This is a genomic window from Phycisphaerae bacterium (assembly GCA_017999985.1).
In the GTDB taxonomy this organism is placed as follows: Bacteria; Planctomycetota; Phycisphaerae; order UBA1845; family Fen-1342; genus JAGNKU01.
In genome coordinates this window covers 17,522-31,185 of sequence record JAGNKU010000020.1, presented here as the reverse complement: position 1 = coordinate 31,185, position 13,664 = coordinate 17,522, and the positions used below count along the sequence as shown (strand labels likewise).

Here is a 13,664-nt window from a genome sequence, read left to right as displayed (position 1 = left end):
CACACCGCCTGGCCTGAGACCGCGTCGCTGGGGCTGGTCCTCGGTTTCATGAACCAACTGTCGATCCCGACCGCGGAAGCCGACCTCGCCGCGACCCGCGTCGAGACCGTCGCGGGCAGTGACTTCGAGAATGACGATCCGAGCGGCACGCCGTTCTCGACGCACGAGACGGAGCGGATGGTCACGATTCCGCGCTCGATCAATGGCTTGCCCGTGCTGGACGAGCAGGTGCGCGCCGCCGTCTCGAACTACGGCCAGATTTCGCGCCTGCTCGCGATCTGGCCGCAGTTCCAGTTGCGCCCCGGGCTGATGTTGCGTCCGCGCCAGGCCGTCATCGACGAGCTTGCCGCGCGCATCTACGAAGCCGAGTTCGGGGCGGACATCGACGTGGGCATCGATCTCGCCTACGCCCGCTTCGGCACACAGTACCTGCCCGTCGCCCGTGCCACGCTCGATAACACGATCACCGGCCTGATCATTGTCGTGCCGCTGGTCGACGTGCCGCCGGATGCCGACGCGGACGGCGTCGCGGACTCCGCCGACAACTGCCCGGCGACCCACAACCCGCGGCAGCTCGACGGCGACGAAGATGGCGTCGGCGACGCGTGTGACAACTGCCCGCACACGTACAATCCCGGCCAGGAGGATACCGACGCCGACGGCACCGGTGATGTTTGTGCCACGCCCGAAGGCGGCTGCTTCCTCCCCGATGGCGCTTGCGAAACGCTGACTCCGGTGCAATGTCGCGCCGCCGCCGGCACCTACCGCGGCGACGGGACGCTCTGTCCGAATCAGCCGGGCCTCGTGGGCGATGCCAACTGCGACGGCGTGGTCGATTTCGGCGATATCAACCCGTTCGTGCTGGCGCTGAGCAACCCGGCCGCGTGGCAGACCGCCTACCCGGCCTGCGACTCGTGGAATTGCGACATCGACGGCGACGGCACGGTCGGCTTCGGTGACATCAACCCGTTCGTGGCGCTGCTGTCGAATCCGTAGCAGTCCGGCGGTGCGCTGACAGCGCGACAGTAACTGTCCGCGGGCGGCCGGTCGGTTCGGGACCGGGCCGCCCGCGTGACTTGGCGACGTGTTGCCCGGTACTATGCGCGCCGCGCGCACCGCGCTGTGGACGCGCCCGGACGGCGTGCATGAACTACCTCGCGCATTTCGTCTACAACCACGAGGTCTGCGGCCGGCCCGTCGAGCCATATTTCGCGCTCGGCGTGGTCCTGCCCGATCTGTGGCTGCGCTACTCGCGCCGCCACCGCATTCGCTGGCCGGCGGTGCGCGCTGCGACGCTGGCGGACCGCGTGGATGTGCAATTGCAGGCCGGGCTGCTGAATCACGTCGCCGTGGATCGCGCGTTTCACGTGCTGCCGGTCTTCCTGCGCTGGCAACGCGAACTGCGCGCCGCCATCGACGGTGACGCCGTCCATCCGGCGCTGATCGACTTCCTGGTTCACATGTGCCTGGAACTCGCGCTGGATCATCACCTGCTCGCCGCCGCGCCGGACCTGGTGGAACGCTTCTACGGCGTTGTGGCGCAGTGTGACGCCCGCCGGGCCGCCGCGCGTGTCGGTGTGCTCGGGGCAGTGTCGACGGATGGGCTCGACGAAGTCATCCGGCAATTCGTGGCCCGCCGCTTTCTGCGCCACTATCGCACCCCGGCCGGCATGACCGACGTCGTGCGGATCGTCCTGAAGCTGGCCGAGATCCCGGCCCCACCGAATGCACTGCTGGATGACATCACGGCACGATCCGTCGTGCTGGCTGACCCCGCCGCAGTCTGGGCTGGTCTTCCACGCGGTCAGGGTTGTGACATCGGCGGTGGTGTGCGAAACGGCCGGCCCGCCCGGTAGCCTGCCAACCGTGCTTCAATCTGTGCCGCCAGGTACTCGTCGCCGTCGCGCCGCGCCAACTGCAGTGCGTGTTCCGCCGCGTCGATTGCCTTGTCCAGCAGCCCCGCCTCAGCGTATGCCGCGCCGAGCGTGTCCAGCGGCTGCGCAGCCTGGTTCCGCGTCAGCCGCGCCGCCTGCTGGGCCGCGCGTACGGCCTCGTTTGCCCGGCGCCATTGCGCATCCGGTGAGGTCGCCAGAATCCAGGCCAGCCGCTCCCACGCCGTCGCGCAGTTCGGATCGGCGGCGACGATCTCGCGCAGCGTCTGCAGTGCCTCGGCCCACTGGCCTTGCGCAGCGCGTACGTCCGCAAGCACCGCCCGCAGCGGAGGGTAGCCCGGCACGCGCCCTACCGCTTGGCTCAGTTGCGTGCCCGCGGCGTCCAGGTCACCCATTTCCTTGAGCATGAGCCCGATCATCATCTGGGCGTGGACGAAATCGGGTGACAGGGCCGCGCTTCTGCGCCAGCACTCTAACGCCTCCGCGGTGCGCCCGCGTTGCCACAACTGAATGGCAAAAGCATGCTGGGCCCAGAAGCTCTCCGGGTTGGCCGCGACCGCCGTCGACCAGAAGCGATAGGAATCGTGCCACACGGGTATCTGCCGCGACGTAAACGCCGCCAATGCGAGCACCGCGGCCAGCGCGGCGCCGCCCACGCTGAGTCGTACGGCGCGGCTTGCGCGCAGAGCCGCCAGCACGCGCTCCATTGCGGCCGCCATCGCCGCGAACACGCCGATGCACGCGAGATACACGAACCGATCGGCGACGAACGAGTGGTCGTGGTAGGCGAAGCTCACCAGCCCGATCACCGGCAGCAGCGTGACTACGAAGTGGCCCAGCCCCCAGAGTACGAGGCCACCCAGGTGCGCGCGCCAACGGATCGCCGCCGCCAGCGCCAAAACGCAGCCCAGCAGCGGCAACCATGCGAGCGGCGTCGTCCCGCTTACCGTCCAGCGCGGGTAGATCGGGCACAACCCGACTGGCACCAGCAGCTTGCCCAGGTAGAACCAGAGTGCTCGCGCGGCGAGCAGCGGACGCAGCATGGGCGGCACGGGCTCTTGCGGTGGCTGCTCGATCCCGACGAGCACAATCGCCGCAATCACGCCCGCGATCACGAACGGTGCCAGGCGCAGCAGGCTCGCCGACAGTGTCCGTCGCGCCGTGTCCTTCGTGCCCCGCAACACCAGCCAATCCGCGATCAGGAGCGTGGGGATCAACGTCAACGTGCCCGTCTTGCTGAGCAGCGCGGCGACGAACGCCACAAATGCCACGCCATAGGCCCACCAGCGTCCCGACCGCCGATGGTGGACGTACAGCAGCAGGGCAAGCAGGTAGAACATGCCCGAGAGCACGTTCTTCCGCTCGGTGACCCACGCCACCGACTCGACCTGGAGCGGGTGCAGCGCAAAGGCGGCCGCGCACAGCCACGCCGCGACGCGGCCCAGCCCCAAACGCCGCAGTACTGCCAGCACCAACACCGCGTTCAGCACGTGCAGGGCGATGTTCGCGGCGTGGTACGCCGCCGGTTCCAGCCCCCAGAGCCGATGATTCAGCCACAGTGACGTGTAGAACAGAGGGTAGTTCGGCCAGCCGTGTGTGTGTGCCGTCCGGCTCCAGATTGCAGACAACCCGTTGGGCGACAGCACCAGCGGGTTCGCCAGCACCATCAGGTCGTCGTCCCACGTCAGGAAGCCGGCCTGCAGGTTGGGCGCGTAGATGGCAACGGAGATGCCCACCAGAATCAGGCCCGCGATCACGTCCGTACACCATCGGCGCTTCGACCGGCGGGCGCTGGCAGGATCGGCGAGTCTGGGCAGGGGCGCTTCGGTCGGCACGGCAATCGTCCGCTGGTCGTCATCGCGGGCCGCTGCTCCCGGGCCCCGAGGGCGACATGCGGAGCCACTATACTCGCCGTCGCGTCGGGCGGGCAACGCCGCCGCGGCCCGGTCCCCGCTGTTTGGCCTGTCCTCGATTTGGCGTAGAATGGTGGTTGCCGGATTACGCGGACAAGGCGCAGGTGCAGACATGGGATTGAAGGTCTTTAACACGCTCGGTCGGAAACTCGAGGAATTCGTGCCGCTGCACCCGCCACAAGTCGGCATGTACGTCTGCGGCCCGACGGTCTACGGCCACAGCCACCTCGGCCACGCCAAGAGCTACGTCAGTTTTGACGCGATCCTGCGCTGGCTGCGCTGCCGCGGGTTTGATGTCACCTACATCCAGAATATCACTGATGTCGGCCACATGACCGACAACGACGAAGACGCCGGCGAGGACAAGATCATCGCTGAAGGCCGACGGCGCAGCCTGCACCCCATGGCCGTCGTTGAGCTCTTCACGCGCAGCTACTTCGACGACATGGACGCGCTGAACGTCCTGCGGCCGGACATCAGCCCGCGTGCCAGCGGCCACATCCCCGAGCAGATCGCGTGTGTCCAAGAGCTACTCGCCAAGGGCCACGCCTACGAGGTTAACGGCTCGGTTTATTTCGACGTCGCGTCGTTCAGCAAGTACGGCCGGCTCAGCGGCCGCAGCGTGGAGGAGATGGAAGCCGGGGCCCGCGTCGAGGTGAACCCTGAAAAACGGCACCCGGCGGATTTCGCCCTGTGGAAGCGCGCCGAAGCCGGCCACATCATGCGCTGGCCCAGCCCGTGGGGCGACGGTTTCCCCGGCTGGCACCTCGAATGCTCCGTCATGAGCCAGAAGTACATCGGTGTCACGCTGGATATTCACGGCGGCGGCCTCGAAAACCAGTTCCCGCACCACGAATGCGAAATCGCCCAGGGCGAGTGCGTCACCGGCCAGCCGTTCTGCCGCTACTGGCTGCACAACAACATGGTCACGCTCAACGGCCAGAAGATGGGCAAGAGCCTGGGCAACGCCATTTCGCTCAAGCAGCTCTTCTACGAGGGCCATCCGCTGCTGGAGCGGACGTTCGAGCCGGCGGTGATCCGGCATTTCATCCTCAGCAGCCACTACCGCTCGCCGCTCGATTTCTCGAATGAGGCGCTCAAGGCGGCGGAGGCCGGCTCGTACAAGCTGCGGGACGCCGTCCGCGAATTGCGCAAAGCCACCCTCGCCCGCCTTTCAGAACCCGGAGCGGCAGCGACGGGCCAAGCGGTAGCGCTGCGTTCGGAGGCCGCCTGGCGTAGCGGCCCCGCGCCGACGCGCCCGGCCGTGGTCGCCCAATCCGAAGCGGTCCGCACCGCCCTGACCGATATCGAGAAGCGCTTTGGCGAAGCGCTCGACGAGGACTTCAACACCGCCGCCGGCATCGCGGCCGCGTTCGATCTGGCCCGTCAGACCGGGGCCTGGATTCGCGACGGCGTCCCGGCGACGGACTTGCTGGCGGCGGACACGCTTATGCAGCGACTGGTCACCGACGTGCTCGGTCTGAAGTGGCAGGACACGGCCGGCGGAGCGGCGGCCGAGAAAGCCCGCAACGACTTAATCCAGCTCCTCGTCGACCTCCGCGCCGAAGCCCGCAAAGCGAAGAACTTCGCCATGGGCGACCAGATCCGGCAGCGCCTGGCCGGACTGGGCATAGAGCTGAAAGACGGCCCGCAAGGGACGACCTGGTAGACAGTCTGCGGATTCGCGGCGCGCCGCACCGAACCTTGGGCCGACAAGGTCGCAGCCTGACCGCCGCCGCATTCAGCCGCAATTCGCTTCGTGCCTTGCGTATTGGTGGTGAACCCGATCGCCTGTCAGCTTGGCCACAGGCCATACTACGTTCTCACGGCCCTGGCAACGGCAGCGCCTCTGCCGTCGCTTCCGCTTCGATGAACTTGACCCCCGACTCGGCCTTCATGTTCGTATTCGGCAGTATCTCCCCCGTCGTTGCGTTGTAGACCCAGCCCTCGCCGGACGCCGGCACCGGCGTCGGCGGACTGTCCGTCGAGATCAGGATCGCGCTGGCCGTAGCCTTGCCGGCGTTCTCGCCGACGGGGCAGGGGGGGATCGCATGCAGGTAGGGCCCGAACCGGTACGCGGTGCTGCGCGTGTCCGCCGTGTCACCCGCCAGGTTGGAGTACCGCGTGAGCTGGTCGGCGACGTCCTGCCCGAGTGGCCCTGGAAACGTGTTGTTGTGCTCGACCGCGAAGCTCGTGAGCGCCGTTCGTAGCTGCCTGAGGTCGGCCTTCAGCGCTGCCTCGGCGGCCGCAGTCGAGCCACGCGTAAACCGCGGGACTGCGATCGCCGCCAGAATGCCGATGATCACGATCACCAACACCAGTTCGACCAGCGAGAACGCACAACGCCGGACGATGCGGGGTCGGCAAATCGACGGTGTCAACGCTTGCCACACGATTCGATTTCCCTCTACGCAGGGCGCATCCGCGCCTGCCTGCCGTAATCATCGGTCGGCGGGCTGTGGCGGCCCGATACGTGGAGCGCGGCATGATCTCGTGCTCACAGGGGCGCCGTTTTATCGGTCGCCACGGTGCGTGGCGCACGTTACCCAAGCTCTGCGCGATCCGGCCGGCGCGCGAGCCGGAAAAAGCGGCGCCCCGTTGTCAGATTGTCAGCAGCGCAGCACTATGGCTCACAGACGCATGCCGGAAGCGGTGCCGGTGCGCGTGCTCCACGCGCGGAACCGGGTTGCCGTGTGGCCATCCGATCAGGGTCGCGGCGTGCCGTCCGGCGTCGTTGCCGCGTGTCGCGGCACGGATTGGAAATCAGGAGTGTGAACATGGCGTGGCAGAAGTCTTGGCGAAGAGCGGGGTTCTTGGAGTTGCTCATGCTGCTGCCCTTGGTGCCTGGCTGCCCTCCGAGCGGGGGTACGGTTGACCCGAACACGCTTGAGCCGCTCACTGTTGTGCTGAACGTCACGCCCGCCCAGCAGGCCGGCCCCGATAGCTATATGTACTTCGAGTGGTACGACGCGGAGGCGTCCGCGACCCTCGAGGTGGTCGAGTCGAACTTCCTGTCCGCCCCGCTTTGGCAGAATACCACCACGCACGGCGGAAATGCGATCGCCCTGATCAGCCTGCAGAACCGCGCTGCGACCGTGGCGCACTACACCATCAAAGTCCGTGACGAAAACGGGCGGACGGCGGAAACGACCACCCTCGTGCCCGTTGGCGCCGCGGCCAACACTGCGCCGCACGCGATGCTCGGACATGCGGTCAGCCGCGTGGCCATCACCGCGGGTGCGACCACTGCCGCCCCCGTCACGTTTGATGCGTCCGAAACCTGGGACGAGCAGGACGGCCAGACCGGCTTGCAGTACCGCTGGGACCTCGACGGCGATGGCGTGTACGACATCGACTGGTCAGCCGATTCGACGCTCGCCCACGCCTACACGCGCGAGGAGGCGCAGCGCGGCGAGCACGTTACGGACGCGGAGGACATCCTGCATCCTGCGCCAGTCTCGGGCGCATACCAGGTATACGTCCTGACCGTGACGGTCGAAGTCCGCGACACCAGCGGCCTTACTGCGACGAAGGTGGGTGATGTTGAGGTGGACCTGTACGACTGATGCACCTGGTGTGCTGCCTGGCTGGAAGTAACTCATAACGGGGGTGATATGGGCGTCCCGTCCGTCGCGGGAACGGGCAAGATTTCCGTACCAACTGTGTTGCGGTGATTCTGAGGCACTGCAACAGTCAGGTGTCCAGCACTGCTGGTCGCGCCGCCCGGTTTGTGGTAGACCATCCGCATGGACACACAACCTACTACACCGCTGCCGGATGCCGGCGGAGCGGCTGCCGTCGCGGCGCCACTGCCTCCGCTGACGACCAAACCCGCGGCCGAACGGCTCGTTTCGCTCGATGTCTTCCGCGGGATCACGATCGCCGGGATGATCCTGGTGAACAACCCCGGCAGTTGGGGCAACCTGTTCAGCCCGCTGGCCCACGCGACCTGGAACGGCCTCACCCCGACCGACCTCGTCTTCCCGTTCTTCCTGTTCATCGTCGGCGTGGCGTTGCCGTTTTCCTTTGATCGTCGAATTGCCGACGGCGCCTCCCGTCTGCGGCTCTTCGAGCACGTTGTCCGCCGGACGATCATCATCCTCGTCCTCGGCCTGCTCATGGCGGCTTTCCCGCGCTGGCCAGCGCTGCAGACCTGGCCCGCGTGGCAACTGGCCCTGCCCTACATCGCCGTGATCGTCGGGCTCGCGTTCCTGTTTGTGGACGAGCCGCCGCTCTCGTGGCCCAAACTGACCGCGCCACGCGTCCGGAAGCTCATCTCGTGGCTGCTGCTTGCCGGCGCCGTCGGCCTGTTCATCTACAACTTCGGCGCCTTCGAGGAAAGCAAGCTCCGCGTCCCCGGCGTCCTCCAGCGCATTGCCCTGTGTTACTTCTTCGCCTCCGTCATTGTCATGCTTGGCGGGGTCACCTTCCGCGTGCTGTGCGTCGTGGCGCTTTTGCTCGGCTATTGGGCGATCATGACCTATTGCCACGCGCCGGATGGTTACCAAATGCCCGATGCCGCGGCCCGCCCCGAAGGCCTCCTCCACGACTGGATCGACGTGAAGCTGCTCGGCGTGCACCTCTACAAGGAGCGCCCCGACCCCGAGGGCCTGCTCAGCACCGTCCCCGCCGTCGCCACCGTCCTTCTCGGCGTCCTCACCGGCGGCTGGCTACGCACCACCCGCGAGAAACGCGACCGCGTCGGCTGGCTCTTCCTGGCGGCCAACGTGTTGCTCGTCATCGGCCTCTGGGTCGCGCTGACCATGCCGCTCAACAAAAAGATCTGGACCAGCTCCTACGTCCTCGTCACCGGTGGCCTCGCCATGCACTTCCTGGCGGCCTGCTTCTGGCTCATCGACGTGCACGGCTACCGCGGCTGGGCCCGGCCGTTTCTGATCTTCGGCACCAACGCCATCGCGGTCTATTTCGCGTCGAGTGTCGGCGCGAAGCTGCTCATGTCGTGGTCAGTGCATCTCGCCGACGGCCAGACGCTGACCGTTCAGAAATTCCTCTACGACACGTACCTGGCGTCCTGGGCCGCACCCAAGGTCGCCTCGCTGCTCTATGCACTCGCCTACGTCGCCGTCTGGTGCGTGCTGATGTGGCCGCTCTACCGCCTGCGGATCTTCATCAAGATCTAGCCGACTCGGCATTGGCGACTGGCGGCCCGTCCCCCGCCGGATAGAATGCGCTAATGGTTCGGGCCTCAGCCAGGGCCGGGCGCGCGGTTCCGGCCATGATCGTCGTCAGCCGACGCGAAAGGACGCGCTGTGCGTATAGCTCTCGTCAATCCCATCACCCGCCGCACGCAGGGTTACCACACGATCGGCACCTACATCCCGCAGCTCGGGCTACAGGTGCTCGCGGACCTCGTGCCGGTGGAGCATCAGGTTGACATCATCGACGAAGTATTCGGGACCGCGGCCACCGACGCCCTGATCAAGGACGGCCGCTACGACCTCGTCGGCATCACGTCGTATACCAGCGGCGCCACGCGCGCTTACGAAATCGCCGCCGGCTGCCGCGAGCGTGGGATCCCCACGATCATGGGCGGCCCACATGCCTCGGCCTGCCCGGACGAAGCGGCGGAGTACTTCGACTCTGTCGCGGTCGGCGAGTGCGACGAGATCTGGCCACAAATCATCGCGGACGCCGCTACTGGCCGCCTTCAGCCGCGCTACGACGGCACGCTCTCCGATCTGGAGAAGCTCGATTTGGGCCGTGGCCGGCAGACGCTCCGGCCGATCAACGGCGTGTACGACGTCGCTGCCCTCCAGACCTCACGCGGCTGTCCCGTCGGCTGCGAATACTGCTCCGTGACGAAATTCAACGGCCCGAGCATCCGTCGCCGCTCGATCAGCTCGATCATCGCCGAATGGAACCAGACCCCGAAGAAGTTCATTTTCGTCGTGGACGACAATTTCTTCGGCGTCGGGGCGAAGCATGCCGAGTGGGCCAAGGAGCTGCTGCGGGCCATTATCAGGCACGGCAAGTCGCGGCTCTGGTTCAGCCAGACGACGATCAACATGGGCGAGGACGAGGAAGGCCTGCGCCTCGCGTACAAGGCCGGCTGCCGCGGCATGCTCGTTGGGTTCGAGACCTTCAACGAGCGTGCCCTGAAGAGCTACCACAAGGGCATCAACCGCAAGAATCTCGCCCGCTACCCCGAGCTTGTGAACGGCTTTCACAAGGCCGGTATCGCCGTCTTCGGCGGCTTCATCATCGGCTCCGACGAGGACACGCCGCAGACCGTCGCCGACACGGCTCTTACCGCGGTGCAGATGGGCGTCGACATCATCCAGATCACGAACCTGACGCCGCTGCCCGGCACGAAGATGTTCGACCGGTTGCGCTCCGAGGGGCGAATGCTGCCGCTTGATTGGCCGAAGGATTGGGAACGCCACACGTTCACCGAGACGGTCTACCAGCCGCAACGCATGTCGGCGCGGGAGCTGGATGAGGCGATCTACGAGTTGCGCTACGCCGCCGCGCAGCGCCCCTGGGTGCTCAAGCGGGCGTTCCGCTCACTCGTCCGCACGCGCTCGCTCAGCACCGCGGCTTTCGTGTGGGGCATGAACCGCGGCTGGAAACGCATGGCGAAGATCCAGGCCCCGCACGATGCGGAGCGCTACGGCTTCGCGCCGCGGCCCTCGCCGCGCGTGGACAAGATCAACGACTCATTCCGCATGCACCTCCGGTCGCGCGTCGCGTTCGAGGCGGCGCCCGAAGACGACGAGGCGAAAACAACGAGTCCGGACCTCGGTCTGCCGCTACCGGTGGTCAAGCCGACCCCGGTGGCTCTGTCGGATTAGCACGCGGTCCGGCCCGCGTTCGCCCGAGCCAACAGAAAAGCACGTCGGCGAGCAGCGCACCCAGCAACGCGCCCGCCGCCACATCACTTACATAGTGCGCGCCATTCACGAGCCGTGCCCCGGCGGTCAGGGTGGCCAGGGCATAGAAGCCCGGCTGGCCGCGCGGGACGAGGTGTACCAGGACGCAGGCCAGCGCGAAGGCGGTCGCGGCTTCGCCGGACGGGAACGAAACCCGCGGCCTGGTCAGCAGCTCCGCGAATGGCTGCGTGAACGCCAGATGTGATTCGGCGCGGTTCGGGCGCAGCCGCCCGATTGCCCGCTGGGCCACGTTCGCCGTCAGCGCCACGCCGGCCACGATCGCCCACGCGACCAGGACGGTGCGCCAGCGCACGGGCCGCAGGATCGCCACCGCGGCGCAGAGCCCCAGCGCTCCGAGTACGTTCCCGAACACGAACCGGCACACAGTCCAGAACGGCTTGGTCAGGCTGTAGAAGTCGTGATCAAGCGGCCGGTCCTCGGTGTTCAGGACGCGCGACACGTGCTCATAGAACCAGCGGTCGAAGCCCGCCAGCCCGACGGCGATCAGCAGCAGTGCCAGCCCCGTCCAGATCCACAGGCCCTTGCTGCGCCGCGCGCCCGCGGACTGCTGCACCGCCATGTCTGGCGTCCCGCGCACGGCTAGTATTCCTCCGCCGGCCGGCCCAGCTCCGGCGGCAGCCCGGCGAACTCCTCGCACACGTACACCGGCCACACGCGGTACAGGTGTCCACGCACGCGGTGCTCCACCGTCGTTGCCAGCCGCGCGCCGCGTAAGGCGACGTGCGCCGAGGCGCCTTGCCCAATCAGCTCCGGCTTCAGCGTGCCCACGTAGATGCACGGCCGCCCGATGAACTGCGCGGCGTTGCGAATCGGGTTTGGCCAGATGTCGTACTGGCTCTGCCGGTTGCCGAGCACTGCCTGCAGACAATACACCGCCGGCTCGCCCGGACAATAGAACGCGATCTCGCTGGCCGTCTGGTAGTCGTCCGTCACGATGAACGGCTCGCGCCCGGCCGCCCGCTCGGTTGCCAGCACTTCGTCGACCGCCGCCGCAAGCTGTGACCACCCGCGCAGCCGCGCCGTCGGGTCGTACTTCGCGACGGGCGTCAGGTTCCACGGTGGCTCGCGGCGCGCCAGCCACGCGAATGCCGGTGTCAGCCAATGGCTGTAGTGCATCACGGCCACGCTGCCCGCGCCGAGCAGTACCCCGGCGACGATCAGCACGCGCCCGGTGCTACGCGTGGCCGGTTGCCGGAGCAGGCGCGCCAACCACGCCACCAGCAGCACCGTGCCCGGCAACAGCGCCAGGACTGGCCAGTTCGGCTGGATCTTCGTGATCGGGCTGAACGCAAGAAAGACCAGCCACGGCGTAACCGTCGCGCAGATCAGGAAGCGCGTTGCCGCCGGCTCGAGTAGCTCGCCGGGCTCAGCGCCGGGTCGTCGCCACAACGCCACCACGGCGCACAGCGTGGCGACGAACCAGATGGGGCCGACGACCGCGGCTTGCCCCGTGACGTAGCTCAGCGGCCCGAGCCACTCGATTGCCGGCCCGCCTGCCACGCCCGCCTGCCCGGCGACGTGCCGAAAGCTGACCCAGTTGTGCCGGCTGTTCCAAAGCAGAATCGGCACAAAGCCGAGCCCACCGATCAGCGTCGCGACGTACGGTCCCGGCCGGCGCAGCACGGCCCGGTAGCGCGGCACGCACAGCAGCGTCAGCCCGACCATCGGAAAAATCAGCACCATTGTGTACTTCGCCAGGATGCCCAGCGCGATCATCAGCCCCGCAATTAGCCACGGTCCTCTGTGCCCGGTGCGCAACCCGCGCTCCACGGCCACCAGCGTCCACACAAACAGGCACGCCAGCGGCGCATCGATCGTCATCAGAATCGCGCCGACGGCGAAGATCGGAATCGTGCAGGTGACCGCGACAGCGGCCAGCGCCAGGCGTGAGCTACGCAGCGTCGCCGCCGCCAGCGTGTAGATCCCCAGCCCCGTTGCGACCGAGAGCACGAGCGCCGGCACGCGGACGGCCAGTGCCTCGTGGCCAACCATGTGTTCCGACCATTTCGCCAGGAGCAACCGCCCCAGCGCGATGATGTACGCGACCAGCGGGCCTTTGCTGTAGTAGCTCAGGTCCAGGCGTCGCGCCCATTCCCAGTAGTGGGCCTCGTCCCCGGACAGGTCGAGCGGGCAGTGGTTGAGCAGGTAGACCAGGTGCGCTGCGGCACCGGCCAGCAGCAGCCCGACGGCGGCCAGCAGGTGCCATCGTCCGGCCGGGCCGGGCGATGCGGGGGCGTGATGGGCCAGTCGGTCCATGTGACTACGGCTGTGTGCTCGGCACGGTCGCAGCGCTGGTTGGCTGGGTCGCTGCGTTCATGCGGGTGACATGGATCGACCGCGGCACGGCCGACTGGTTCTGCGGATAGAACATTCCCGTGATCGCCACCGCGTCTCCCACCCGCACATCGTCGACCGTCGCCGGGTGGCCGTCGATTTCGATCTCGCAATCTTCGGGAATGTTCTCCGCCGCCACGATCGTCAGTTGTCCGCTCTTCGGGTGGATGAACTCCACTTCGCCGCTGCGTCGCGCGGGGTCGATCCTCGTGATCGTGGCCGACCGGACGTTGAACGCGCGTGGCCGCATGAGCCGCGTCATTTCCCAGGCGACCAGCCCGAGTCCGATCACCGCGAGTACGACCAGCAGGGCGATCTTTCGCGCAGTGATGCTCACGTCGCTCCCAGCATGAGGGTATCGCCGGCACGGCCCGCGCGGTCCGCGGCAAGCGTGCCGGCATCTTCCGAGGTGGCGTGCCGGCCGTCAAGTTGTGCCCCCAGCGCCCCAATCAGAGCCCCGAGCGCCAGCGAGCGGGTTCCGAGAGAAGCGTGCGTGCTCTTCACCCTCCCCATGCTCTGCACGATTCATGGCACCGTGGCCGTTAGTCGTCGATTGCCCCGGCGTCGCTGCAACCATCACGGTGCCCGGCGCGTAGAAGTGGCGCAAATAGGTC

Annotated in this window: 11 protein-coding genes; 6 read left to right on the top strand and 5 right to left on the bottom strand. The window is 67.3% G+C overall.

The window, feature by feature from the left end; genetic code table 11:
- Positions 1-48 precede the first annotated feature (48 nt).
- Both KA383_19090 and KA383_19085 read left to right on the top strand, forming a co-directional pair.
- Positions 49-996 (top strand): thrombospondin type 3 repeat-containing protein, encoded by a 948-nt coding sequence (locus KA383_19090; GenBank protein MBP7748225.1) that lies wholly within the window; start codon positions 49-51, stop codon positions 994-996.
- Between the two features lie 149 nt (positions 997-1,145).
- A complete protein-coding gene (locus KA383_19085) occupies positions 1,146-1,856 on the top strand; it encodes a hypothetical protein (GenBank protein MBP7748224.1) in 711 nt (236 codons plus the stop codon).
- Here the strand turns inward: KA383_19085 and KA383_19080 are convergent.
- Positions 1,805-3,649 carry a tetratricopeptide repeat protein gene (locus KA383_19080; GenBank protein MBP7748223.1) on the bottom strand — a complete coding sequence of 615 codons (1,845 nt, stop codon included), beginning with the start codon at positions 3,647-3,649 and terminating at the stop codon, positions 1,805-1,807. The genes KA383_19085 and KA383_19080 overlap by 52 nt on opposite strands.
- A gap of 268 nt (positions 3,650-3,917) precedes the next feature.
- Here KA383_19080 and cysS point away from each other — a divergent pair, with 268 nt between their 5' ends.
- Positions 3,918-5,474 (top strand): cysteine--tRNA ligase, encoded by a 1,557-nt coding sequence (cysS, locus tag KA383_19075; GenBank protein MBP7748222.1) that lies wholly within the window; start codon positions 3,918-3,920, stop codon positions 5,472-5,474.
- A 154-nt stretch (positions 5,475-5,628) separates the two neighbouring features.
- On the opposite strand, the gene KA383_19070 is transcribed toward cysS, so the two are convergent.
- Complete coding sequence (locus KA383_19070; GenBank protein ID MBP7748221.1) at positions 5,629-6,198, bottom strand: type II secretion system protein; 570 nt, start codon at positions 6,196-6,198, stop codon at positions 5,629-5,631.
- A gap of 432 nt (positions 6,199-6,630) precedes the next feature.
- Between KA383_19070 and KA383_19065 the strand changes: the two genes are divergently transcribed.
- The 3 genes from KA383_19065 (at position 6,631) to KA383_19055 (ending at position 10,617) form a co-directional block, all read left to right on the top strand.
- Positions 6,631-7,371, top strand: coding sequence for a hypothetical protein (locus KA383_19065; protein MBP7748220.1), 741 nt, complete (start codon positions 6,631-6,633; stop codon positions 7,369-7,371).
- 180 nt (positions 7,372-7,551) lie between these two features.
- Positions 7,552-8,946 carry a DUF5009 domain-containing protein gene (locus tag KA383_19060; protein MBP7748219.1) on the top strand — a complete coding sequence of 465 codons (1,395 nt, stop codon included), beginning with the start codon at positions 7,552-7,554 and terminating at the stop codon, positions 8,944-8,946.
- A gap of 129 nt (positions 8,947-9,075) precedes the next feature.
- Entirely contained in the window at positions 9,076-10,617 is a 1,542-nt protein-coding gene (locus KA383_19055; GenBank protein ID MBP7748218.1) for a cobalamin-dependent protein, read from the top strand.
- Here the strand turns inward: KA383_19055 and KA383_19050 are convergent.
- The 3 genes from KA383_19050 to KA383_19040 are packed head-to-tail and all read right to left on the bottom strand — an operon-like array spanning position 10,586 to position 13,387.
- Positions 10,586-11,293, bottom strand: coding sequence for a phosphatase PAP2 family protein (locus KA383_19050; protein MBP7748217.1), 708 nt, complete (start codon positions 11,291-11,293; stop codon positions 10,586-10,588). The genes KA383_19055 and KA383_19050 overlap by 32 nt on opposite strands.
- A 2-nt stretch (positions 11,294-11,295) precedes the next feature.
- A complete protein-coding gene (locus KA383_19045) occupies positions 11,296-12,972 on the bottom strand; it encodes a glycosyltransferase family 39 protein (protein ID MBP7748216.1) in 1,677 nt (558 codons plus the stop codon).
- A gap of 4 nt (positions 12,973-12,976) precedes the next feature.
- Entirely contained in the window at positions 12,977-13,387 is a 411-nt protein-coding gene (locus tag KA383_19040; protein ID MBP7748215.1) for a hypothetical protein, read from the bottom strand.
- Positions 13,388-13,664: the final 277 nt, after the last annotated feature.